Source organism: Mucilaginibacter sp., from assembly GCF_028288185.1.
Taxonomy (GTDB): domain Bacteria; phylum Bacteroidota; class Bacteroidia; order Sphingobacteriales; family Sphingobacteriaceae; genus Mucilaginibacter.
Window position 1 is genome coordinate 106,943 of the sequence record NZ_JAQBOF010000040.1, and the last position, 25,596, is coordinate 132,538.

20 protein-coding genes are annotated in these 25,596 nt (G+C 42.1%); 8 read left to right on the plus strand and 12 right to left on the minus strand.

Features of this window, described 5'->3' with window-relative positions; genetic code table 11:
- Window positions 1–11 precede the first annotated feature (11 nt).
- The 4 genes from JWQ34_RS18275 to ileS form a co-directional block, all read right to left on the minus strand.
- Window positions 12–167 (minus strand): hypothetical protein, encoded by a 156-nt coding sequence (locus tag JWQ34_RS18275; protein WP_299359809.1) that lies wholly within the window; start codon window positions 165–167, stop codon window positions 12–14.
- A 414-nt stretch (window positions 168–581) separates the two neighbouring features.
- Window positions 582–1,187 (minus strand): lipoprotein signal peptidase, encoded by a 606-nt coding sequence (locus tag JWQ34_RS18280; protein WP_299359812.1) that lies wholly within the window; start codon window positions 1,185–1,187, stop codon window positions 582–584.
- Window positions 1,188–1,571, minus strand: coding sequence for a TraR/DksA C4-type zinc finger protein (locus tag JWQ34_RS18285; RefSeq protein WP_299359814.1), 384 nt, complete (start codon window positions 1,569–1,571; stop codon window positions 1,188–1,190).
- On the minus strand, window positions 1,572–4,955 hold the full coding sequence (ileS, locus tag JWQ34_RS18290; protein ID WP_299359817.1) for an isoleucine--tRNA ligase: 3,384 nt from the start codon (window positions 4,953–4,955) through the stop codon (window positions 1,572–1,574).
- Window positions 4,956–5,418: 463 nt separating this feature from the next.
- On the opposite strand from ileS, the gene JWQ34_RS18295 reads away from it, so the two are divergent.
- The 3 genes from JWQ34_RS18295 to recO all read left to right on the plus strand — a co-directional run bounded on the left by JWQ34_RS18295 (window position 5,419) and on the right by recO (window position 8,797).
- The gene (locus JWQ34_RS18295; protein WP_299359818.1) at window positions 5,419–7,305 is read left to right on the plus strand and encodes a hypothetical protein; all 1,887 of its coding nucleotides are present in this window, start codon (window positions 5,419–5,421) and stop codon (window positions 7,303–7,305) included.
- 411 nt (window positions 7,306–7,716) lie between these two features.
- A complete protein-coding gene (locus JWQ34_RS18300) occupies window positions 7,717–8,082 on the plus strand; it encodes a diacylglycerol kinase family protein (protein WP_299359820.1) in 366 nt (121 codons plus the stop codon).
- Window positions 8,072–8,797, plus strand: coding sequence for a DNA repair protein RecO (gene recO, locus JWQ34_RS18305; protein ID WP_299359822.1), 726 nt, complete (start codon window positions 8,072–8,074; stop codon window positions 8,795–8,797). The genes JWQ34_RS18300 and recO overlap by 11 nt, the downstream gene beginning before the upstream one ends.
- 38 nt (window positions 8,798–8,835) lie before the next feature.
- On the opposite strand, the gene JWQ34_RS18310 is transcribed toward recO, so the two are convergent.
- Window positions 8,836–9,087, minus strand: a complete 252-nt coding sequence (locus JWQ34_RS18310) for a hypothetical protein (protein ID WP_299359825.1) — start codon at window positions 9,085–9,087, stop codon at window positions 8,836–8,838.
- A gap of 318 nt (window positions 9,088–9,405) precedes the next feature.
- Window positions 9,406–13,419: a gliding motility-associated C-terminal domain-containing protein gene (locus JWQ34_RS18315; RefSeq protein ID WP_299359828.1), complete on the minus strand. Its 4,014-nt coding sequence runs from the start codon at window positions 13,417–13,419 to the stop codon at window positions 9,406–9,408.
- A gap of 50 nt (window positions 13,420–13,469) precedes the next feature.
- Here JWQ34_RS18315 and JWQ34_RS18320 point away from each other — a divergent pair, with 50 nt between their 5' ends.
- Together JWQ34_RS18320 and JWQ34_RS18325 are read left to right on the plus strand one after the other, a co-directional pair.
- Window positions 13,470–13,607: a hypothetical protein gene (locus tag JWQ34_RS18320; RefSeq protein ID WP_299359830.1), complete on the plus strand. Its 138-nt coding sequence runs from the start codon at window positions 13,470–13,472 to the stop codon at window positions 13,605–13,607.
- 284 nt (window positions 13,608–13,891) lie between these two features.
- Entirely contained in the window at window positions 13,892–17,359 is a 3,468-nt protein-coding gene (locus JWQ34_RS18325) for a methylmalonyl-CoA mutase family protein (RefSeq protein WP_299359832.1), read from the plus strand.
- 62 nt (window positions 17,360–17,421) lie between these two features.
- Here the strand turns inward: JWQ34_RS18325 and JWQ34_RS18330 are convergent, their stop codons facing one another.
- The 4 genes from JWQ34_RS18330 to JWQ34_RS18345 form a co-directional block, all read right to left on the minus strand.
- Complete coding sequence (locus tag JWQ34_RS18330; protein WP_299359834.1) at window positions 17,422–17,640, minus strand: zinc ribbon domain-containing protein YjdM; 219 nt, start codon at window positions 17,638–17,640, stop codon at window positions 17,422–17,424.
- Between the two features lie 141 nt (window positions 17,641–17,781).
- Window positions 17,782–18,549, minus strand: coding sequence for a GDSL-type esterase/lipase family protein (locus tag JWQ34_RS18335; protein WP_299359836.1), 768 nt, complete (start codon window positions 18,547–18,549; stop codon window positions 17,782–17,784).
- Window positions 18,550–18,655: 106 nt separating this feature from the next.
- The gene (locus tag JWQ34_RS18340; protein ID WP_299359839.1) at window positions 18,656–19,639 is read right to left on the minus strand and encodes a pyruvate dehydrogenase complex E1 component subunit beta; all 984 of its coding nucleotides are present in this window, start codon (window positions 19,637–19,639) and stop codon (window positions 18,656–18,658) included.
- A 159-nt stretch (window positions 19,640–19,798) separates the two neighbouring features.
- A complete protein-coding gene (locus tag JWQ34_RS18345; RefSeq protein ID WP_299359841.1) occupies window positions 19,799–21,439 on the minus strand; it encodes a S8 family serine peptidase in 1,641 nt (546 codons plus the stop codon).
- Window positions 21,440–21,921: 482 nt separating this feature from the next.
- Here JWQ34_RS18345 and JWQ34_RS18350 point away from each other — a divergent pair, with 482 nt between their 5' ends.
- The 3 genes from JWQ34_RS18350 to JWQ34_RS18360 all read left to right on the plus strand — a co-directional run bounded on the left by JWQ34_RS18350 (window position 21,922) and on the right by JWQ34_RS18360 (window position 24,781).
- The gene (locus JWQ34_RS18350; RefSeq protein WP_299359844.1) at window positions 21,922–23,325 is read left to right on the plus strand and encodes a tetratricopeptide repeat protein; all 1,404 of its coding nucleotides are present in this window, start codon (window positions 21,922–21,924) and stop codon (window positions 23,323–23,325) included.
- A gap of 91 nt (window positions 23,326–23,416) precedes the next feature.
- Complete coding sequence (locus JWQ34_RS18355; RefSeq protein ID WP_299359847.1) at window positions 23,417–24,178, plus strand: phosphosulfolactate synthase; 762 nt, start codon at window positions 23,417–23,419, stop codon at window positions 24,176–24,178.
- Window positions 24,179–24,187: 9 nt separating this feature from the next.
- Entirely contained in the window at window positions 24,188–24,781 is a 594-nt protein-coding gene (locus tag JWQ34_RS18360) for a hypothetical protein (RefSeq protein ID WP_299359849.1), read from the plus strand.
- Here the strand turns inward: JWQ34_RS18360 and JWQ34_RS18365 are convergent.
- Window positions 24,778–25,221: a hypothetical protein gene (locus JWQ34_RS18365; RefSeq protein ID WP_299359851.1), complete on the minus strand. Its 444-nt coding sequence runs from the start codon at window positions 25,219–25,221 to the stop codon at window positions 24,778–24,780. The two genes, JWQ34_RS18360 and JWQ34_RS18365, sit on opposite strands and share 4 nt — an antisense overlap.
- The gene (locus JWQ34_RS18370; protein WP_299359853.1) at window positions 25,214–25,570 is read right to left on the minus strand and encodes a hypothetical protein; all 357 of its coding nucleotides are present in this window, start codon (window positions 25,568–25,570) and stop codon (window positions 25,214–25,216) included. Before JWQ34_RS18370 ends, JWQ34_RS18365 begins: the two co-directional genes overlap by 8 nt.
- Window positions 25,571–25,596 lie beyond the last annotated feature (26 nt).

The following is a 25,596-nucleotide window of genomic DNA, read 5'->3' on the forward strand; positions in this document are numbered from 1 at the left end:
GGTTAGAGAAACTATGATTGCAGATATAGCAAAAACAGATGCTCGCGGCGTTGGCCGGCATCAAATGCCAATACATGAAAATGTCCGGATGAGGATGATAGTACCGATGGCACTGCACCAAATAACAGACCCGATGAGGGTTGTTGAATGAAATTTTTGACAATCATAGTTTGAAGGTTAAATAAATTGAGTTGAAATGAATTAAGTGCCGGTTTGGCGCGTAATTATTTAACAAAATGTTAAAAAACTATAAAGAACGCTATGATTTGATCGATTGCTTTTGCTAAAGTAGTAATATGTTTTAATTATCCTATAAAAATTAATAAAAAAACCGCAATAAATTATAAAATGTAATTTTTTTAAGCCGATTTATATATAAATATCATAAATAAAGGACAGTTGATTTGGTTTGTGTGCGATAGGGCGGGTAATTTATATGCAATTATCCATATTATGTAAAATAATATATTGCCAATTGCAATAATTAAGATAGTTGTGTTTGGTTGTCGCTAAAAAATAAAAGCAATACACACAAAAAAGCCGCTTAACGCGGCTCTATGTATTTTATATAGAAAAATGGGTTATTCTTCCACCATTTCGTTGTTGGGAGCGCTTTGTTCCGGCACTTCCTGTTTAAAATAGTGTTTCTGGAAGATCAGTATCAGGATAACACCTATTGATATAGATGCATCGGCCAGGTTAAATACCGGGCGGAAAAACATGTAATCCTGCCCGCCCCAAACCGGTACCCAGTTAGGGAACACGCCTGATATTAGCGGGAAATAAAACATATCTATAACACGGCCATGAAACAAGGGCGCATAATGATAAACCACACCATAAAACGTAGAGTCAATAATATTACCAATAGCGCCTGCCAATATCAGCGCGCCATTCATTATTAAGCCGCGATGGTATTTATGCTTAATTAAATAAACAATGCCGTACCCTATAGCTATTACCGCAACAATGCGGAACAGCGTTAAAGCCAGTTTGCCCCAATCGCCACCAAGTTCCATGCCGAAGGCCATGCCGTTGTTTTCGGTATAGTGCAGCATGCCACGGTCGCCCAGGAATTTAATTTCCTCGCCCTGGTACATATGGAACTTAACCCATATTTTAATGAGCTGATCGGCAATGATAATTAGTAAAGCGGTTAAAAAAGGTTTGGTATAAACAGCCTTCATTTATTGCTTTAATTTAGCTTCCATGGTCATCGTAGTGTGCGGTACTGCACGCAAACGCTCTTTAGGTATTAGTTTACCACTCTCGCGGCAAATACCGTAAGTTTTATTTTCAATACGCACTAAAGCGGCTTCTAATTGCTCAATAAATTTTTTCTGACGTGCAGCCAGTTGATTGATCTGCTCTTTCTCTAAAGTTGCCGATCCATCTTCCAGTGTTTTATAAGTACCTGCAGTGTCATCGGTACCGTTAGCATTTGGCGAACTTAAAGAAGTTGCCAAGGCATTTAACTCTTCTTTAGCGCTTGCTAATTTATCTAATAATAGATCTTTAAATTCTTTCAACTCAGAATCACTATATCTGGTCTTTTCGTTTTCTACTTTCATTTATACTTTATTAATAGCAATAATTATTTCGTTATCTTCAATAGTAGCTGTTTCACCTTCATTTAACTGATTATCAAGCACAATGCTGTCAGCTAAAATTTCGGCGCAAATATATGATAAATTATTATTTAGGGCACGGCTAATAAATGAATGATCTGTAAGCCTGACAGTTATTCTGTCGGTTACTTCAAATCCCTTGCTTTTGCGCAGATTCTGTATACGGTTTATCAATTCGCGGGATATTCCCTCCTCCTTCAACTCTTCGGTAAGGGTAACATCTAAAGCCACGGTTAGTTTGCCTAAATTTGCTACCTGCCATCCGGGGACATCTTCTGCAATAATTTCAACGTCAGCCGGGAGTATCAAATACTTAGTATCAAGTATCGGGATTTCTCCTTTTTCTTCCAACTCAGCTATATCTTCCTGTGTAAAATTATTTATCACTTCTGCCACAACCTTCATATCCTTACCCACTTTGGCGCCTAATGCTTTAAAGTTTGGTTTGATCTTCTTTTTTATAAAGCCGGCAGTGTCGGTAATATACTCTATATCCTTGATATTGGTTTCGGACAGTATCAGCTCTTTAATCTGGTCAACCTGGTTTTTAAAGCCTTTATCCAGTATCGGCAATAATATTTTACTTAATGGCTGCCTAACATTAATACCCACCTTTTTACGCAGCGATAATACTAATGACGATATATCCTGCGCCATTTGCATACGCTCTTCCAGCCTGGCATTTACCAAAGCTTGGTTATACTCGGGGAAATAAGCCAAATGCACTGATTCAAATGCCTCTTTTTTGGTGATGCTATTCAGATCGGTATATAAACGCTCTGCAAAGAACGGCGCGATAGGCGACATCAGCTTAGCTACCGTAGTTAAGCAGGTATATAACGTTTGATATGCAGAAAGCTTATCAGCCGAGTTGTCTGATTTCCAGAAACGGCGGCGGCTTAACCTAACAAACCAGTTACTTAAATTAATATCGACAAAATCCTGTATAGCCCGGGCCGCTTTGGTAGGCTCAAAATCAGCATAAAAATCGTCAACCTCTTTGGTCAGGGTATTTAATAGCGATATGATCCACTGGTCAATTTCCGGGCGATCATTTATGACTATTTCAGCTTCGCTGTATTTAAACTTATCAATATTGGCATACATCACAAAGAATGTATAGGTATTATAAAGCGTACCGAAGAATTTCCGGCGAACCTCATCTATGCCATCAACATTAAATTTCAAATTATCCCATGGCGCGGCATTGCTTATCATGTACCAGCGTGGCGCATCGGCGCCAAACTGCTCAATGGTAGCAAACGGATCAACGCCATTGCCTAAACGTTTAGACATTTTGTTGCCGTTTTTATCCAGCACCAAACCGTTTGATATGACGTTTTTAAACGCTACACCTTTATTGCCAACCTCGGCATTGATCTCTTTTATCTCATCACTAGCCTCGCTTAGCATAACGGCTATGGCATGCAGCGTAAAGAACCAGCCACGGGTTTGGTCGACACCTTCGGCTATAAAATCAGCCGGGTAGGAGTTTTTAAATTCTTCTTTATTCTCGAACGGGAAATGCCATTGCGCGTAAGGCATGGCGCCGCTATCAAACCAAACGTCAATCAAATCCAACTCGCGGTACATTGGCTTGCCTGTTGATGATACCAATATCACATCATCCACGTAAGGCCTATGCATATCTTCCAGCACAAAACCTTTGGGCATTAAGCCTACGGCGATAGATTTTTGGATCTCGGTATTCAGGTCAGCAATCGAGCCGATGCAAAGTTCCTCGCCGCCATCTTCCTCGCGCCAGATAGGTAGTGGTGTACCCCAATAGCGTGAGCGCGACAGGTTCCAATCCACCAAATTCTCCAGCCAGTTACCAAAGCGGCCCGTTCCGGTCGATTCTGGTTTCCAGTTGATGGTTTTGTTCAGCTCTACCATTTTATCCTTAACGGCGGTGGTTTTGATGAACCAACTATCTAACGGATAATATAAAATAGGCTCATCACTGCGCCAAGAGTGTGGATAGCTGTGTTCGTATTTCTTAACATCGAACGCTTTGTTCTCGGTTTTTAATTTTATGGAGATGAGTACGTCCGTTGGTTTAAAACCATCAACTGCGCGTTCAGCATCGCTGTAATATTCTTCTTTAACGTAGTAGCCTGCAAAATCTGTTACTTCATCAACAAACTTACCTTGCTTATTAACTAACGGTACGTCTTTTCCTGCTTCGTCCTTCACCATTACGGCAGGTACGCCTGCTTCTTTAGCTGCTCTAAAGTCATCCGCGCCAAACGTTGGTGCAATATGTACTATACCCGTACCATCCTCGGTAGTAACAAAATCGCCTGCAATAACACGGAAACCGTTTTCCTCCAAGTCGCTATTAGTTACATAAGGCATCAATTGCTCATAATGCAATCCAACTAATTCGGACCCCTTAAAAGTTCCTTTTATTGCCCATGGGATTAGTTTATCGCCGGCTTTATAATCGGCAAACGAAGTGTTTTCGCCATCTGCTTTAAATAATTTAGCAACCAGATCCTTAGCCAATACTACCGTGATAGGCTCGAAAGTATAAGGATTAAAAGTTGCTATTTTAACGTAGCTAATCTTTTCACCAACTGCTAGCGCGCTGTTTGATGGCAAGGTCCACGGGGTGGTGGTCCAGGCTAATATAAACAGATCAGTATTGATGTCACTATATAAAAACTCCGAATCCTTATCCCGTTTAACTTTAAACTGCGCAGTTATGGTGGTATCCTTCACCATTTTATAAGTGCCCGGCTGGTTCAACTCGTGCGAGCTTAGTCCGGTACCCGATTTTGGCGAGTATGGCTGTATGGTATAACCTTTATATAAAAATCCTTTGGCATGCAATTGTTTCAATATCCACCAAAGCGATTCAATGTATTTGTTTTCGTAAGTAACATAAGGGTGCTCCAAGTCGACCCAGTAGCCCATCTTTTCGGTAAGGTCGTTCCAGATATCGGTATAGCGCATTACCTCTTTGCGGCAGGCATCATTATATTCTTTTACGGTGATCTTTTTGCCGATGTCGTCTTTGGTTATTCCTAAGGCCTTCTCAACAGCTAGCTCAATAGGCAGGCCGTGAGTGTCCCAGCCACCTTTGCGTTTAACCTGATAGCCTTTAAGCGTCTTGTAGCGGCAAAAAATATCCTTAATGGCGCGGGCCATTACGTGATGGATGCCGGGCATGCCATTAGCACTTGGCGGGCCCTCATAAAATGTATATGGGTTATCGGCAGGGCGGCTGCTGATGCTTTTTTCGAAGATGTTATTCTCTTTCCAAAACTCCAGTACGTCTTTACCCGTTTGCGATAAATTTAATTGCTTATATTCCTTGTACATTAGCCTATTACACCTCAAATTTTAGAGGTTGCAAAAGTACGGAATTTAGTATGAAAAAGCATATATTTTGAGGATGAAATTATAGCGTATGATACTAAAACGACAAAATCCTCTCTTCGCGCAGCAAAGCTACTATGTGTACACATATATTAACCTCACCAGAGGTTTTAGAACTTGCTCCGTTAGGAGCAAAAGCTCGGTAGAAAATAGTTTAAAAGTTATCCTTTCGCTCCGTAGGTGCGAAATCTGACGCACGGATCTTATTCAAGCGGGTTGGTCGGCTTTTCGATGTACAAGTAATGTACCTACGGCACATAATGATTGCTTACTTTTATTTCTACCGACCTTAAACCCCTCTGGGGTTTTGCCTGCAAGATGTATATACACGGTAGTGAGGGGAGGCCTTTGTCACTTTATCCAATTTTCATATATTTATATTGCCAAATAAGTCTTTACAAGCACTATGATACGACATAAATTTTACCGGTATATAATGGTACTTATAGCCCTGCCTTTTTATGCATCGGCGCAAAACAGCAATAATTTTAAAGCAACCGACCGTTTTTTTGGTGTGCATTTTGATTTTCATGCCAACCCGGATACGCGCGGAATTGGCAAAACCCTCAAGGTCGAAGACGTAGGCGATCTACTGGACAAAGTTAAGCCCGATTATATACAGGTAGATACCAAGGGACATCCCGGTATATCAAGCTACCCCACCACGGTAGGCGTGGCCGCGCCTGATATTGTGCAGGACCCGTTAAGAATTTTTAGGGACGAAACCGCTAAAAGAGGTATCGGTTTATTTTCGCATTTCTCGGGAGTGTTGGATGCTCAAGCGGTTAAGGACCATCCCGATTGGGGGCGTATAAATGCTAATGGCCAACCGGATAAAGGTGCTACATCCATATTTGGCAAGTATGCCGATGATTATTTTATTCCGCAGATAAACGAGCTAAGCAGTAAGTACCATATTAACGGTGTTTGGGTTGATGGCGAGTGCTGGGCATTGCAAAATGATTATTCGCCTGCGGCGATAGCGGCTTACAAGAAATATAGCGGTAAAGACCAGGTTCCACATTCGGGAAGGGATGCCGATTGGGCAGCGTACAAGCAATTTACGCGTTATTCTTTTCATCAATATTTAACGCATTATATTAACGCCGTACATAAATTTAACCCCAAGCTGATCGTCACCAGTAATTGGTCATTCTCGTCATTTATGCCGGGTAAGGTTGACGCGCCGGTTGATTACCTGTCCGGTGATTTTGTAAGCGATGCCGTGCCTGATGTAGAATTTGAAGCCCGCGCCCTGGCTCCGCAAGGCAAACCATGGGATCTGATGGCCTGGGGATTTATGAATGATAAAAACGGTAAAGGCTTTTTCTGGAAAAGCGCACTACAATTAGAGCAAAAGGCCGCGCTGGTATTAGCACAAGGCGGCGGCTACCAGGTTTATATCCCCCAAAACCGGGACGCTTCGTTGCAATTAAATACAGTACCTATGCTGACAGAAGTTTCGGCCTTTTGCCGTGAGCGTAAGGCTTATTGCTATGAAAGCACTCCCATACCGCAGGTGGCACTATTGTTATCAGAGGATGGGCATTATAACGAGTCGCCGGGCATATTTGAGAACGGGCAGGGGGGCAACAACAATGTTAAAGGTATGTTGGCTATGCTGCTAAACTCGCAATACAGTGTGCAATTATTACAGGAACATCATTTACAAAACTCATTATCTAAATACCCGGTCTTAGTTATTACGGAGTGGAAAAAACTTTCGCCGGAGTTTATAACTAAAGTTGAAAATTATGTACAACAAGGCGGCAAGGTCTTAGCTATTGGCGATGGGCACCTGTTTACCAAAATGTTGCCTGATAACACCATGGCCGATAAAAACAACATAGCCGGGTTAACAGTACGTGCCCATGTTTATGGCAAAGGTACTATTGCTTGTATTGATGATAATATATCGCTTAAATACTTAAAAACCGGCAACGATACTTTGCGCCTGGCTGTTGCCGGGATCGTGACTAAGTTGTTCGCTGATCCTAAAGTAACCGTTACGGGATCAGCCAAAGTTCATGTTACTATAAATACCAAAGGCAAGTCTACCCTGATCCATTTGGTAAATGTGAACGATCATTTTGATGTTTTAAGTAATAACCAGCTTGATTTTAAACTGCCTGCAATAACCAATCAGCTAAACATCTCTGTAACTACCGCCAAACCGCGCGCCATAAAATTACAACCGGCAAATACAGATGTACCTTTTACTTATGTAAATGGGGTTGCGAGGTTTAGCGTGCCGGGGGTAGAGGTTTATTCGATTGTGGAACTGGTTAAATAATTAAAAACAAATTCTCTTTACCGCTTGCGGCGGAAAGAGGGAGTTCAAATCACCGCCACCATTTAACCGGCAACTTTTTTGTATATTGTAGCATCCTGATATTATCTGACGCTTAATAAAGCAAATCGAATATTGATATTTTATTTTCGCCAAAAATTTAATAAAAGTTCTTTGATTTTTATTAAATGAGCTGATTACTAGTCTTTAATGTGAAAAAATTACTACCGGCATGAGCTTTGATACCCGAAAAATTGTTAAAATTACTACCAGCATTAAGTCTAATACTAGAAAAGCGCCTCAAATTACTACCGGCATTAGGCCCAATACCCGGAAAACGGCAATTTTTACTACCGGCAAAAGTCTTAACACCGGTGTGATTGCAAGTCGTGGCTTTTCAGTAAATTTGATGCAATGAAAAAACTCATCCGCAGTTTTGGGTATGCATTTAATGGATTAGGCTATGCTGCTAAAACGCAGCTAAATTTTAGGGTGCACCTGGTAGCGTCTATGCTGGCAGTTTTTATGGGTTATGCCTTGCATATCTCGGTAAACGAGTGGCAATGGATCATCCTCTGCATCGCCATAGTTTTAATGGCCGAGTTGTTTAATACCGCGTTAGAGTTTTTGGTCGACCTGGTATCGCCCGATTACAACGAGCTTGCCGGCCATGTTAAAGATATTGGTGCAGGTGCAGTAGTTATTGCCGCGTTATTTGCCCTGATAACCGGTGCTATTATTTTCTTACCCAAACTGCTCTTGTTAATCCATGCTGCATAAAACCCGGGGCATAGTACTTAAAACTACCGACTATGGCGAAACCAGTGTCATCGTTCAGGTATTTACAGAGAAGCTGGGTTTGCAATCATACATCATCAACGGGGTTAAAAAGCCTAGGGCCAAAATAAGCCGCAATATGCTGCAACCACTGCACCTGCTTGATATGGTGGTCTATCATAAAGCGGCCGGTAACGTACAGCGGATTTCCGAATTAAAAACATCGCCCGTTTTACAAAGCATCCCTTACGATGTAATAAAAAGTAGCATGGTACTATTTTTAAACGAGGTGCTGTATAAATCCATCCGCCAGCAATCGGCAGATGAAAACCTGTTTGATTTTGTTTTTAACGCTATCGAGTGGTTAGATCATCAAACAGTAGGGTTAGCTAATTTCCATCTTTTGTTTTTAATACAGCTTACCCGTTACCTGGGTTTTTATCCCGACAGGTACCAGGCAAACGAAGCTGACTATTTTGATTTAAAGAACGGCGTCTTTATTAAATATAAACCTGATAGCGTTTTGTACCTGTCGCCGCCACATACCCAAAACTTTGGCAAACTGCTGCAATGCAATTTTGAAAATTTAGCTGCATTAAAATTAACTAACGATGAACGCCGCTATTTAATAGCCAAGCTATTGGAATATTATGCTTTACATATTGAAAGTTTTGGCAATGTGCATTCGCATGAGATATTGGAAGAGGTGTTAAGTTAACAGCCCCATCCAAACCCTACCCGGAAAGGGAGGGCTGCCTATACATGCAGCCCCAAAACCTGTTTCTTTATAAAATCAATACATGAATACGGAATATGGGCACCGCCTGTTTGAGTTAGAGTGCCATTGTTGTTTATTTTTAGCTCGGCTTCCAGATTGTCATCAATTTTAACATGAAGCATTCGCTGTTCTTTTTCTACCATGCAAGGTACTTCGCGGCCCGAGTAGTTTAGCTGGAATTGATATTTGCCGTCTTTTTCGGCTGGTATGGTGTCTTTAGACTCGATCATGGCTTGGTGTTTTATTTTTATAACACCAATATGGATAGGATGTTTACTAAATATGGAAGTTATTGAGGGGCTTGTAAACAAAAAGAGAGGGCTTGTATAGCTCTCCCCTTTGTATTAACTGACTTATTAAATTACCATAAAGAACAATTGGTTTAGCTCGATAATAACAATTAACACAAATGTATATTCTATAGATTTAGCAGACTAATATTTTAACATAATACTTTTGCACACTTAGCATGGTAATTAACATTTAATGTGTTTTATAACCTTAAAGCAGCTATTTTTCTGATAATGAGTTATATAATAAGATATTATTTATCTTATTATAGTAACATATCCGCTTACTTTAGGCTTTTTGCCATCAAGATCAATAACATAATAATAAGTACCTGTAGGGAGTAAGTTCGCTTTATATAAACCATCCCAGGATTTGCTATAGCCTGTTGATTTAAAAACTTCTAACCCGTAACGATTATATACTGCTACCAGGCAGTTAGGAAAATCGGATAAACCTATTATGTTCCATAAATCGTTTATGCCATCGCCATTAGGGGTAAATGTGTTTGGCGGTTTTATTACAAAAGGTGGCAAAATAATTAATGTTACAGCCGGGCTTATCGCCGGTGCATCGCAGGTACCGCTTATAATAGTGCAGGTTACCGTATCCTTATTTGCAAAATCAGATGACGTAAAGGTAGGGCTATTGGTGCCCGCATTAGCACCATTTACCTTCCATTGGTAAGTGGTAGTTGCAACAGCACTAAGTACGGTAGCCGTAAAGGTTATAGGTGTGCCCGCATATACATGATTAACAGATGGGCTAATACTAACCGTAGGTGCAGGATTTGCAGGGGTAACAATGTTTAACGTAACGGAGTTTGAAGTTACTGTAGGATTAGGCAGGCATGCCATACTGCTGTGTGTGAAAACGCAGGTAACAACATCGCCGTTTACTAAGTTGTTGGTGCCAAATGTTGTGCTGTTATTTCCTGCACTTACCCCATTTACCTGCCATTGATAAGAGGGATTGACGCCGAGATCATTTGGTTGGGCGGTAAAGGTAAGGAAGGTGCCGCTACAAATGGGCCCGGTTTTAGATGCGGTAACATGTACGGCTAATTTAGCAGTGGGTAATGGTTGGATATTATAGGTACTGCCCATCCCGATTATATCGCCACATATATGATGATTGGTCACTGTGCATTTAATAATATCAGTAATAGAAACTACAGTGGTATATTTATCGCTATTACTGCCTACGTTTTGCCCATTTACCTGCCATTGGTAATCAGGGTTAGGCCCTAATAGGCTTAAATTGCTAACAATGGCACTAAAAGGCTGTGGGGTATCTGGGCAATAAGAGTAATTATTAGTAACAACATCAACTATTGGTTTAATGGGGGCTGTAATGGTAAAAGATTGTGATTGCGATATTGCTGCATAATGTAGGGCATCTCCTGCCTGCGAAGCGGTTATCCTGGTTGTGCCAGAACCCACAATATGAATTATGCCCGATGGTGAAACAGTGGCAACCCTTGTGTCAAAAGAGGTATAAATAATTGGGATGTTAGGATTTGAACTTGTTGCACCTGCTGGGAAATCAGGTTGGCAAATTCCTTTTGTATAGATGTTGGCGAATGTAATATCCTCGCGTTGCATAAAAACAAAAGAACGGGTTATCGGCACCGCAGCCGTATAATTAGTACTAGCGTTTTGCGAAGCGGTAATATCAACCGAGACTCCGCCCAGGACATGTATTAATCCGTCACTACCAACATAGGCAATCGAGGGGTTGCTGCTGGTATATATAATGGGTGATTCGGTATTATTACTTATAACACCTGTTACCAAAACACCATCAGCACCAACTTGTGACACACCGGCAACCGGAATAGGGAATGTAATTAATGATGGTGTAAGCGTGCCAGGATTTTTTACCTCGATATTTATAATCTTAGTGCTGCTACCCCCTACATTAGAAGCAGTAATGGTATAGCTAATTACCGGCGATGTTGCTGTTGGCTTACCGCTAATTATTCCGGTAGTAGGATCAAAAATTAAACCTGCGGGCAGAGTTTTATCAATGGCATAACTTGTACTTATGCCACCTCTATTTGTGGGCGATAACGGGGTTATAGCAGTATTGGTAGTATAAATTGGTGGTGTTGTATAAGTAATATCAGGAGCCACAGTAGGAGGGCTAACTACAGCCGTTGCATTTACAGTAATGTTTATCACGGTAGTGCTTACTCCACCTAAGTTATAAGCGGTAACCGTATAGTTGGTAGGTGGCGATGTAACGGTTGGCGTGCCAACAAAAGTGCCGGTACGGGCATCGAAAGTTAAACCGGCGGGCAAGGCTTTATCAATAGTATAACCTGTTGTGTTTACTGTTCTTATCAGGTAGTTGTATTGGTCGGCTACATAGAGATTACCGGTTGCGTCAAATTCAATATCCTGCGGCCTATTAAATGTTGCCGAAGCGCCAAAGCTGTTTGCTGAACCCACTGCACCGCTACCGGCAATAAGCACTAATGAACCGGCTGATGTGATCTCGTAGATCTGGTTCTTATTTAAACTTGCAAAATATATGTTGCCTGCGGCTGTTATTCTTATCCCGCCGGGGATGCCTATGTTTGATAACGCCGGGGGCACGCCAGGTAAAACACCCGCAATAGTGGTTACTACACCGCCGGGGGTAATTTTACGGATAGCGTTATTGCCGCTGTCTGATACATAAACGTTGCCCGCGGCGTCAGTAGTAAGATAGGTGGGGCCTGAAAATTGTGCTGATGAACCAGTACCATTAGCCTGCCCTGCGAAGCCGTTACCGGCAAGCGTTGTTACAACACCCGCAGGTGTTATTTTACGTATAGTATGGTTCCCGACTTCGGCAACGTAAATATTATCATTTTTATCAATAGCTATACCATAGGGCTGGTTAAAGGTTGCCGTTGTACCTGGGCCATCTGAATATCCTAATATCCCGGTCCCTGCAAAGGTGCTTACTATACCGGCAGGTGTTATTTTGCGTATGGTTTCGCCCTGGTAATCGGCTACAAACATGTTGCCACTACTATCAAACGCAACAGATGTTGGGCCGTTAAAAGTAGCCGAGAGCATCGGGCCATTTGTACTACCAGGGCTAAAAAGCACGCCGGCATAGGTAGTAACAACCCCCGCCGGGGTTATTTTGCGTATAATTTTATTATTGTACTCGGGCACATAAAGATTGCCCGTGGCATCAATAGCGATAGATTGCGGCGCGTTAAAACTTGCCGCCGTACCCGTAGCATCAGTGCTACCTGCGGTACCGTTGCCTGCAAATACACCAACAGACCCATATGCATACGAAGGTACCGCCCCACCACTATTGGTTGGGGTCAAAGTTGTTATTGGTGTATTTACCGTATAAACTTGTGGGGTGGGGTAACTAATATTAGGCGCGGCATTTAAAACAGGAGCAGCATTTACTTGAATGTTTACAACTGTACTGCTGCTGCCTGTAGTATTATATGCAGTAATGGTATAATTGGTGGCAGACGAAGGTGCGGTTGGAGTTCCACTAATGATGCCTGTTTTATTGTCAAACACTAAACCTGTGGGTAACGATTTATCAATAGTATAGTTGGCTATCACTACTTTTTTTACTGAACTAGAACCGCTATCAGCAATATATAAATTCCCAAGGCCGTCAAGTACTAAACCAATTGGGCTATTAAAACCCGAACTTGCGACAGGGGTCACTACCCCGGCCGGTGATATTTTTACTATTGAATTGGTGTTTTGATTAGTTACATAACAGTCGCCGTCATTGTTAATCCTGATCTCTCGAGGAAAACTAAGCCCGGTTGCAAAAGTAGTTACAGTGCCATTAGTAGCTATCTTTTTAATACTATTACTACCCGCATCTGCAACATACAAAATGCCTGCCACATCTATCCCTACCCCTGTTGGAGAATTGAATGAGTTACCGCCAACGGTAGTTACTACCCCCGTCGGTGTAATTTTTCTTATTAAATTATTTGCCTGATCGGCAACATAGATGTTTCCTGATAGATCGATAGCCAGCCCCCTTGGACTATAAAAACTTGCTCCATTAGCAGGTCCGTTAGCCGAACCTTGCGCGCCTGTACCCGCAAGGGTAGTAACGACACCAGTAGGCGTAATTTTACGGATCAGGTTATTGCCTTGATCGCCTATATAAATATTACCCGCAGCATCTAAAACTATTCCATCAGGCTCATAAAAGGTTGCTGCGCTGGCTGGTCCGTTAGCCGAACCTTGCGCGCCTGTACCCGCAACAACAGAAACAACACCTGTTGCCAAGCCTTACTTTCTTAACAAGGTTATTTCCCCAGTCGCATACATATACATAATTGGCATCAGTTGCAACGGCCGTTGTAGTGTTAAACCCGCTACTGGCAAATGTGCTTACATTTCCATTAAAGCCTGTAGGCACAGCGCCACCTGTATTATCGGGCTGTAATGGCGCTATAGCAGTGTTAACCGTATAAACTTTCGGACCCGAAGCATAACTAATATTAGGCGCTTGCCCCCAAACACTATTAAAAATCAAACAAAATAAACAAAACAGCAATGCCTTGCGGATTACTTTCCCGCGAACATAATTAAGCGCTGTATTGTTAACAATGATCATAAGGCAGTTACGGAGCTATCAAAAATAAATAAAAATACTTGATAGCAAGAGCTTAGCCCAAAGAAAAATACCGCTCAAATATTATGCATGCATAATATTTCTGTGTTAAATTTTGTTATTTTTGTGTAACCAATCTATGTTATGGAAAGTGTTGCCTATCAGTCTGTCAGTAAAATACGTTTTGTAACCGCCGCTTCATTGTTTGACGGGCATGACGCTACCATAAATATAATGCGCCGCATATTGCAAGCCAGTGGTGCCGAGGTAATACACCTGGGTCATAACCGCAGTGTTGATGAAGTGGTTAATTGTGCCATACAGGAAGATGTACAGGGCATAGCCCTAACCAGCTATCAAGGCGGCCATGTTGAGTATTTTAAATATATGCATGACCTGCTGGCCGAACGCGGCGCTAGCCATATTAAAATATTTGGCGGTGGCGGTGGTGTATTTCTTCCACATGAAATTGAGGAATTACAGGCATACGGCATCAGCAAAATATATTCGCCTGACGATGGCCGTACTATGGGCTTGCAAGGCATGATAAATGATATGCTGCGCCAATGCGATTTTAAAACCGTTACACATCTTAATGGCGAGATAAAGCATCTGCCGGAAAAGGACGCGCATGCAATAGCTTCGCTTATTACATTGGCAGAGAACGAGGGCTTTAGCCTCAACCCGGCCCTCTCCAAAGGAGAGGGAGAAGCAGACAGGCAGGTCCTCTCCTTTGGAGAGGATTTAGGTGAGGTAAAAAAAATTCCCGTTATCGGCATCACCGGCACCGGCGGATCCGGAAAATCATCATTGGTTGATGAAATTGTACGCCGTTTTTTAATGGAGACGGATAATACGATGGCTATCATCTCTGTCGACCCCAGCAAACGCAAAACAGGCGGGGCTTTATTGGGCGATAGGATACGGATGAATTCTATCAACAACCCACGTATTTATATGCGGAGTTTGGCTACCCGCCAGGCTAATTTGGCGTTAAGCAAGCATGTGCAGGAGTCGGTTGATATTTGTAAGGTTGCGGGGTATGACCTGATCATTGTTGAGACGTCAGGTATAGGCCAAAGCGATACCATGATAACCGATTATTGCGACCTATCGCTATACGTAATGACACCCGAATTTGGCGCGGCCTCTCAATTAGAAAAAATTGATATGCTTGATTTTGCCGATATGGTGGCGCTTAACAAATTCGACAAACGCGGTGCGCTGGATGCTATCCGCGATGTACGCAAACAATACAAACGCAACCATAAATTATTTGATGCTAAAGACGATGACCTGCCGATTTATGGCACCATGGCATCGCAGTTTAATGACCCCGGCATGAACGCGCTTTTTGCCGCACTGATTAAGAAAATAGCAGATAAAACCGATATTGAATTTAAACTGAAAGACATAACCAGTTTAGGCAATGGTAGTGAGGCCGAGAAGATATACATCATCCCACCACAAAGAACCCGCTACCTGGCAGAGATAACCGAAAGTAGCGAGGCCTACACTAAGTGGGTGAATGTGCAGTGCGAGTTGGCACAACAATTATGGCAGGTAAAGGGTGTGATAAGCATTGCCAGCCCCTCCCAACCCTCCCAGGAAGGGAAAGCTTTAAACGATGGCAAATTAAAAGTCTCCCCTACCGGGGGAGATTTAGGGGGGGCTCTTGCAGATATTGCTAAACACCTCGAACAACAATTACACCCTGACTGTAAACGCCTGCTAGCCGAATGGCCCGATACTGTTATTAAGTATAAAGCCGAGAATTTTATTTATAAAGTGCGCGATAAGGAAATTAAACAGCCGCTGTTTTATACCTCGTTATCGCAATTGCAGATACCTAAAATAGCCCTGCCTAAATACGAGGCTTGGGGCGATATTTTGCGTTGGCTGTTAACAGAGAATGTGCCGGGCGAGTTCCCCTATACAGCAGGAGTGTTCCCGCTAAAACGCGAGGGCGAGGACCCAACCCGGATGTTTGCCGGCGAGGGTGGCCCCGAGCGTACCAATAAGCGTTTCCATTATGTATCATTAGGGCAGCCGGCGCATCGGTTAAGTACGGCGTTTGATTCGGTTACTTTATATGGCGAGGACCCGCATATTCGCCCCGATATCTACGGCAAAATTGGCAATGCGGGAGTTAGCATAGCTACGCTGGATGATGCTAAGAAGCTGTATTCGGGGTTTGATCTATGCCATGCGTCTACTTCGGTATCCATGACTATTAATGGCCCTGCGCCTATGCTGCTTGGATTTTTTATGAACGCGGCTATAGATCAGCAATGCGAGAAATATATTACCGAACATAAGCTGGAACATTTGGTTGAGGCCAAGTTTAAAGAGGTTTATGAAGATAGGGTATTAAAGCGGCCAGTTTACAATGGCGGCGAATTACCTGCGGGAAATGATGGCTTAGGCCTGATGCTTCTGGGCCTAACCGGCGATCAGGTTTTACCGCCCGACATCTACCAAAAAATAAAAGCCTATGCCATTGCTACCGTGCGCGGTACAGTGCAAGCGGATATTTTAAAGGAGGACCAGGCGCAAAACACCTGCATATTTAGCACCGAGTTTGCCTTGCGCATGATGGGCGATATGCAGCAGTATTTTATTAATGAAAAGGTACGTAATTTTTACTCGGTATCTATATCGGGCTACCATATTGCCGAGGCTGGGGCCAACCCGGTTACGCAGCTGGCGTTTACTTTGTCGAACGGATTTACCTATTTAGAGTATTACCTGAGCCGGGGGATGCATATTGATGATTTCGCGCCTAACCTGTCGTTCTTTTTCTCTAATGGTATAGACCCCGAATATTCGGTTATCGGCCGTGTGGCAAGGCGCATTTGGGCCAAAGCGATTAAGAATAAGTATAAGGGTAATGACCGGTCGCAAAAGTTAAAATACCATATCCAAACCAGCGGGCGTTCACTCCACGCGCAGGAGATTGACTTTAATGATATCCGTACCACGCTGCAAGCTTTGTATGCTATTTATGATAATTGTAATTCGTTACATACCAATGCTTATGATGAGGCGATAACCACACCTACCGAAGAGTCGGTACGCAGGGCGATGGCAATACAGTTAATTATTAATCGGGAGCTGGGTCTTGCTAAAAACGAGAACCCGATACAAGGTGCTTTCATCATTGAAGAACTAACCGACCTGGTAGAGCAAGCGGTAATGACCGAGTTTAACAATATCAATGATCGTGGTGGGGTACTGGGTGCCATGGAAACCATGTACCAACGCAGCAAGATACAGGAAGAATCTCTGTACTATGAAACGCTAAAACATAACGGCGAATACCCGATAGTCGGTGTAAATACGTTCCTCAACAAAAATGGATCGCCAACCATTACACCATCCGAAGTGATACGCGCAACCGAAGAAGAAAAGCAATATCAAATAAGCACATTGCATGCGTTCCAGGAACGGAATGAGGATAAGATAGCCCAGCTATTAAAGAACCTGCAACACACCGCCATAGCCGGCGAAAATATATTTGAAAGCCTGATGGAAGCCTGTAAGTGCTGCTCGCTCGGGCAGATTTCGCACGCGTTGTATGAGGTTGGAGGGCAGTATAGAAGGAATATGTAGTTTAGTAATTAGAGGTTAGTTAATTAGACATTAGTTGGTTAACGATTTAACTAATCTCTAACTTATTTTTTCCTCAAAAACTCCGATCTCAACACAATACTCATCCCATCTATCTTACAATCAACTTCATCCGGATCGTCAGTAAGGCGGATCTTTTTAACAGTGGTGCCTTGTTTTATGATGGTGCCACCGCCTTTTACTTTTAAGCTTTTTATAACCGTTACCGAGTCGCCGTCATGCAATTGATTGCCGTTGCTGTCTTTTACTATGAATTCGTCCATTTTGGAGTGTTATATTTCGGGGCAAGTTACAAACATTTATTGGTGCAGTAATTAAAAGGCTGTCACCCCGGCACTCGAAGGGTGAGCGTAAAGGCCTTTGCCCTCATGCTTCGAGTGCCTCAGCATGACAGCCTTGTTTTTTTACTTCAATACCTTAGCGATGGCCTTACCCCAAAACTCGCCCAGCGCTATGGCTCCGGTTGGATTGGGATGCAGGTAAAAAACGCCTTGCTTGCCTTGCTCCGGCTGCAAATCGGTTAAATAGTTTTTCTCGAAATATTTAAAGGCTTTAGTATCGCCAACGTAAACCTGTTTGGGATTGGTGGTTTTGTAAGTTTTTACCAACTCATCAATTACCGGAATATAAGTTTGCAAGCGGGTTAGGCCTTCCAGCAAATACATAGAGCCGTTATAAGTACTAGGACTATACCAGATAGGATGCTCAATTACCACTTTACAACCCGCAAAATCTTTCAACAACTGATCAATAATAGTTTTCAGGTTGGTGCGATAATCCTCAACCGCTACAGGCGCACCATGTGGGCCTTTCATGGCGCTATCGTTGGTGCCTATCTTGACAGAGAATATCAATTCTGCCTGCTGATTAGTAAACGCTTTTACCGCGTCTTCGGCTTGTGTGAGGGCTTTGGTGCCCGGCAACCAATCTAAAGTAGTATAACCGCTATGACCCTGGTTTGAAAACTCAACCGCGCCGATGTTTGATTGTGTCTTTAAGTAATTAACGCAGATAACAGGCGGTGCCTGCGTTTTGCGATCAGGCAATCCGGCACCGTAAGTTATGCTGTTGCCAATAAACACCAGGTTAACATCACGCTTTTGCGCAAAAGTAATAAGGCTGTTAAATAACAGGGCGATGATGAGGAGGCCGGCTGTTCGTTTAAAATTCATATCGGTAATAATTGGTACACAATATTGCATAAAAGCCCGCTATTAAAATAGTGGGCTTTTAAAATATCAATTACATGAGACGCAATGCATTGTGTCTCTACGAGGATTATTTTGTAACGTACATTACTTCTTTAACTGCTTTAATAACCTTCTCCGGGTTTGGCAGGTACTCTTGTATCAGCGTTGGTGCATAAGGCAACGGAACATCGCCACCCATAATGCGCAGGATAGGTGCGTCTAAATAATCAAACGCGTCTTTCTGTACTTTAAATGCTATCTCGGTAGCTATTGATCCTAATGGCCAGCTTTCTTCAACCAATACTAAACGGTTGGTTTTTTTAACCGAGTTGATAACAGTTTCATAATCAATAGGGCGAACGGTACGTAAGTCGATAACCTCTGCGCTGATGCCTTCTTTTTCCAGTTCGGCAGCGGCAGCGTTAACTACCTTCATTATCTTACCGAAACCAACTAAAGTTATATCTGTACCTTCTTTGGTTACGGCAGCTTTACCAATTGGTATATAATAAGTTTCATCAGGAACCATGCCTTTATCGCCATACATTAACTCCGACTCCATAAAAATACAAGGATCGGGATCAATGATACATGATTTTAATAAACCTTTAGCATCTGCCGGGTTTGATGGTACAACTACCTTTAAGCCCGGGCAATTTGCATACCAGTTCTCGAAACACTGGCTGTGCTGTGAGCTTAGCATACCCGCGTTACCTGTTGGGCCGCGAAATACAATTGGCACCGAAAACTGGCCACCGCTCATTGACATGATCTTGGCAGCACCGTTTATCACCTGGTCAATAGCTACTAACGAGAAGTTAAACGTCATGAACTCGATGATTGGTTTTAAACCATTCATAGCCGAGCCTATACCTATACCGGCAAAGCCTAATTCAGAGATCGGGGTATCTATAACCCGTTTTGCGCCAAACTCGTCCAACATGCCCTGGCTAACCTTGTAGGCACCGTTATATTCGGCAACCTCTTCGCCCATCAGGTATATGCTGTCATCGTTGCGCATTTCTTCCTGCATTGCTTCGCGAAGTGCTTCTCTGAATTGTATTTCTCTCATCGTATCAATTAAATAATGATGTTTTTTGCAGCGCAAATATAAGCACTAATGTGTTAAATGCAATTGCGCTATTATGTAATGTTTAAGTTGCAGTTGGTGGCTACGGCAGGTTTAGATTTGACAACTTTTTAAAAGTTGTCAAATCTTTCTATTAGGATACTATTTCCTTTCGCCCTTTAACTTCGATGCCAATTGCACCGCTTTATAAGCATTAATAATGCCGCCTGTTTTGCTTAGGGTTGTAAAATCAACTTTATCTGTTTTGCTGCCTGGTTTAAATACCATGGTGCCGGTTAATGGCGTAGCCGATGCCAGAATAACCTGTTTTAATTGTTTAGCGCTTAATGTTGGGTAATACTCCAATAATAAAGCGGCAATACCTGCTGTAATAGGTGATGAAAAGCTGGTGCCGTCTTCGGTCATGGTTTCGGCATCTTTATCTATCGACGTTACTTTTACGCCCGGTGCAAATACATCAACGTTCTTTTTACCGTAATTGGTAAATGTAGCGGCAAGGTTTTCATCCGGCTTAGCGCTTGATGCACCTACAGATATTACGTTATCCGCATCTGTGACTGATCCATCCGCGAATGTATCATTCGGGAACTCGGGGGTAACATCCACATCCAAATTATCATTCCCTGAAGCCTGTACCAATAGCACATCTTTTGATGCCGCGTATTTAAAGGCCGCGTCAACCCAGTCTTTATGCGGCGATATTTTTTTACCAAAGCTCATGTTAACTACTTTTGCGCCATTATCAACCGCGTAGCGTATCGCGTTAGCAATATCTTTATCATACTCATCGCCGTTAGGTACGGCTTTAATAGCCATAATGCGTACATTATCGGCTACGCCGTCAATACCATAACCATTACCGCGCACTGCGCCCATTAAGCCCGCAACACCGGTACCATGCGATGCATCGGGCATCTTTAATATATTGTTACCATAAGACTTGCCATCCTGCACATCAGGGTTATCGCCAACTATAGTTTTACGGGATGTAAGATCTGGGTTAACATCATTGTTTAGCTTGGCAAAGTATTCGCCTACCTCTTTTATAACCTTTGCGTTATCGCCGTTAATCTGCTCAAACATTGATAGCCATAACCCTTTACTTTGGGTAATGGTATCATTAGTGCTGGTAGGTATCTTTTCCACATCGGCTTTAGCAAAAGTGGCCGATGGGCTTAATTTTAATTCTCTTTTAATGTACCCACTGGTAACCATCAGCCCGTTCATCATAGGGCCAACTTGCTGCAATTCGGCGCTCGATTTTCCAACCGTAGCATCATGGGTTGTTTTTACTTTTAACCAGTAAGCATATTCTTTTTCGCCGCCGGCAGGTGCCGTGGTTAAAGTTTCGTATTTTGGTTTTAAACGATTGTACTCTCTTACCTCTTCGGTAGTTTCGGTATAATCAACCTTACCGGCGGGGCCGCCTAAAAAGTCCCAGCCGTGTACATCATCCACATAACCGTTATGGTCATCATCAATGCCGTTGCCCGGTATTTCTTTAGGGTTTACCCATAGGATGCTTTTTAAATCGGTTTGTGTGGTATCAATACCACTGTCGATAGTAGCTATCAGCACGGTTTTGCTTTTTTTGCCTTTTAAAAACTGGTAGGCATTATTTAGGCTTATACCATAATAACCATCGGCTTTCAGGTCCATAAGGTGCCAGTTTTTTGGCAGATCGGCCTGCGGTGCGGGCATGGTTTGTGCCGATAAACTAAGGCTTAATAATAAAGAGCCGCATAGCGCGGAGCCGAACAGGTAATTCCGGAAATTAGTCATGTATATAAATTTTTGTGTAATATATTATAAAAATAGTGATTCGTAAAGTAATAAGCCTTAGCCTCACCTAAATCCTCTCCAAAGGACAGGACTTAGATGCAAAGTTTATTATCGCTTTTAACCCCCTCTCTTTTGGAGAGGGGCTGGGGTGAGGCTTTAACGTCAACTCTCCCTCATAAATTGCCGCAAATGTTATCTATATGTAAAGGTTTTAGGAGCCAGGGCAACAATCCCCTACATTATGTTTACTTTTGTATGATAAAGGTAAAAAATCCTTCAGGCAATTATCAGCACTCATCCCATTGCCCTCTCCACCGCTTTGTATTAATAATCAAGGTGTTGCAAATAGCGATGTTAAAAATGTTTGTATGTTGAAAACTTATTTGCTTTAAAGGTGCTTTTACTTGTAATTTAAACACAACTAAAGTTTAATAGTCTAACTAAAAATTGATTGTTAAACCAATGTTCTGAAACACTAATTAATGGAAGAAGAATTTGAATTTGGTTTTACCGAAGATCCAAAATTTTCGGTAGAGCGGTACGAGGAAATGATCAGGAATCATGACCAGTACTTTTTTGATGCCCAGGCGTTTGAGAACATTATCGATTATTACATCGAAAAAAACGACCCCGCCAAGGCCCTGCAGGTAGCCGAGTATGCTATTAATCAACATCCTTTTGCCGCAGTATTTTTAATTAAGCAAGCCCAGCTGCTAGCTGTAACCAATCATACGGGTGCGGCATTTGCGGCTTTGGATAAGGCAGCTATGCTTGAAGCATCAGACGCGGATATCTATATTATCCGCGGTAATATGTATGAAAGCATGGAGCGCTATGCCGAGGCTTTAGAGAATTATGAAAAGGCGCTTGATCTTGCCGAGGAAACAGACGAGATATTATTACACATAGCCTATGTTTACCAGAATATGGGCGATTATGAAACATCCATAACTTACTTAAAGCTATGCTTAAAGCAAAACATGGAAAACCAGGATGCCCTGTACGAGCTGGCTTTTTGCTATGACGTGCTGGACAACCAGGAAGAAAGCGTACAATTTTATCAGCAATATATAGATACCGAGCCTTATAGCTATGCCGCATGGTATAACCTGGGTAACGCTTTTACCAAGCTAAGCTTGTTTGAAAAAGCGATAGACGCGTATGATTATGCCATCCTGATAAAAGACAGCTTTGCATCAGCGTACTTTAATAAAGGTAACGCGCTGGTTAACTTAGAGAAATATGCCGAGGCTATTGAGGTTTATCGCCAAACATTTGAATATGAGCAGCCTAACGCTGATACGTATTGCGCTATTGGCGAATGTTACGAGAAATTGGAGCAGATGGATGACGCGCGGGCGTTCTACAAAAAATCGGTTAAGATGGATCCTAAGCTGGCCGATGCCTGGTTTGGCATAGGGGTTACACTTGATTTTGAAGAACGTTATTTTGAGGCGCTGCACTTTTATAAAAAAGCGCTTGATCTGGACATAGCTAATGCAGATTACTGGTTTGCCATTGCCGATGCCGAATATAAGCTGGGCCACATGGATGAATCGGAGGCAGCTTATGAGAAAGTGGTAGACCTTAACCCCCTGGATATTGATGCCTGGCTGGATTATTCGTCCATTTTGTACGAGCAGCAAAGGTTGGTTGGCGCTATCGAGATCATGTCGCAGGCGATAAAGAACAATCCTGACGCAGCAGAGTTATATTACCGCATGGTGGCTTATTTGTTTGCCAAAGGCGAGTATAACGAAGCCTTAAATTTCCTTGAGCTGGCCTTGGCAGCCGACTCGGAAAAACATTACATATTATTTGATTATTTACCGCAATTGCAGGAAAATAAAGTGATACTGGATATAATTAACCGTTATAGTAAGTAATGGTTAACTTATCGTTAAAAAAGCTAAAACGTTTCCCGTTTTAGCTTTTTTTTTTAGACTTTTACGCCTGATACAACCCAAAATTGTTTTTATGAATTATACAATCAATAATCTTCCCGAGCGCACAGAAAAGCCACGTGATAGTGGTATAACAATGGTAATGGATAAGGGCCTTAGTTTAAGGCAGGTGGAAGATTTTTTGGAAGTGGCAGGTACTTATACTGATATTGTAAAGCTGGGTTGGGCTACATCATACGTAACGCCCAATCTCGATAAAAAAATAGCACTTTACCAGGAGGCTGGTATACCGGTTTATTTTGGTGGTACTTTGTTTGAGGCGATGATCGTACGAGACCAGTTTGATGATTACTGCCGACTCCTTGATAAATATAACCTGCAGCATGCCGAAGTATCAGACGGCTCTATTACTATTGACCATGAGGAGAAATGCGAGTACATCCGCAAGTTGTCTAAGCTGGTTACGGTAATATCAGAAGTAGGATCAAAAGACGTGCAAAAAATATTTGCCCCTTATAAATGGATACAATTGATGAAGGCCGAATTGGAGGCTGGCTCATGGAAAGTAATTGCCGAAGCGCGCGAAAGTGGTAATGTAGGGATCTATCGTGATTCGGGAGAGGTTAGACAAGGCCTGGTTGACGAAATACTAACCCAGATACCCGAGCAAAACATTATATGGGAGGCCCCGCAAAAAGCACAACAGGTTTGGTTTATTAAGCTGATAGGCGCAAACGTAAGCCTGGGCAACATAGCCCCCGCTGATACGATACCGTTGGAAACTTTACGTCTAGGTATTAGAAGTGATACGTTTGATCATTTTTTGGGATTGTAATTTATACAAATGAACAAGCTATTTTCTTTATCGATACTGTTTTTGGGCCTGAGTGCATTTACTATTAAAAAGAGCGATGCTGTAAAAAACTTCTACGGAATCCCGGAAACTTTAACTTTTGACAAAGTTGATTTCAAACTAAGTGCAAGTTATCACCCTAATGAGCACTATTACAAACAAGAATATATACCATCCGGAGAATCGCCAGACCATTTTAATGCAATGCTTGTAATTGATTTTTATATTACAGATGCGCCAAATAAGAAATTGGCTGAATTAAAAGAAAAAGAATTGGACGCGCGAAAGAAAACAGATGTAGTGGTTAATTATGAGCAGTTTGAAAACACCGAATTGAACGAATATATTTTGGATTTTATATTAAGCGATGGCAAAGGAGATAAACTGAATGTGGTTGAACATAATGTCTATCACTATGCGAATTATACCGATAAGGCAGGGCACAAAGGAATATTGCTATTTGGTATAAGTAAACGCGGATATGGTGACGATATTCCCACTTTTATAAAATTAGTTAAAGAAAATAAGATTGATAATGTTAATAAGCTATCAAGTTATCCTCTTCCTAAAATAGAAATAAACTAATCCTTCTTTATCTTCCTAAAAGAGGGAACTTCCGGCTTTTTCTTTGATTTATCAAAAAGGTGCATAGCCTTGCCGAATAATCCTTTTGCTTTATCCCAAACGCCTTCTACAGAATCTTCTGAAACAAAGTGCGAAGCTTTTTGCGATACCAGCCCAACCAACGCTTTTACCAGGAAGTTAGAATGTCTGAACAGCGTTTTGTTTAGTGTAAACGGAATGATAAACCGTGATATAACGCCAAAAAAGTCCTGTTGAAATATGCCGCCATCTTTATCACCTACCTGATCGCCACCTTTAAATAATGAAAAAAAAGTAGAAAATATGGCGCCTGGGCTGCTAAAGCGTTCTTTTAACGCAGCACCTTTTTCGCGCTCTAATCCCTGTAGGCGATATATTTCGTTTCTTAGATCAGTATGGCTATAGATAGGCAGATCAGTCATTATTTTTGTTTTTAAATATCTTTTTCACAAATGCGTTGGCAATTGGTTTTTCAATTCCGGCTTTATTTAGTTTAATAACAATGGCAATTAACAGGTAAAGCAAGGCAACACAGCCAAACCCTTCCCAATACGATTGGAACACATCTGCCAGGTAAAATGCCAGTGTAAAGCTGGCAAACACAAAAGCAGCCACCATACTCATTACAACAACAACATCAGCAATTAAGCCGGCAAAAATTGTCGAGCCGCCATCAACAGCCTTGTATTTAGCCAGTTTTAAGCGAATTTCGGCATACTCTTTAAGCTGGTCAATTAATGGTGGTTGTGGTTCTTTTTTGGTTTCTTCCATTTGAGTTTTGAGTTTTGAGTGATGAG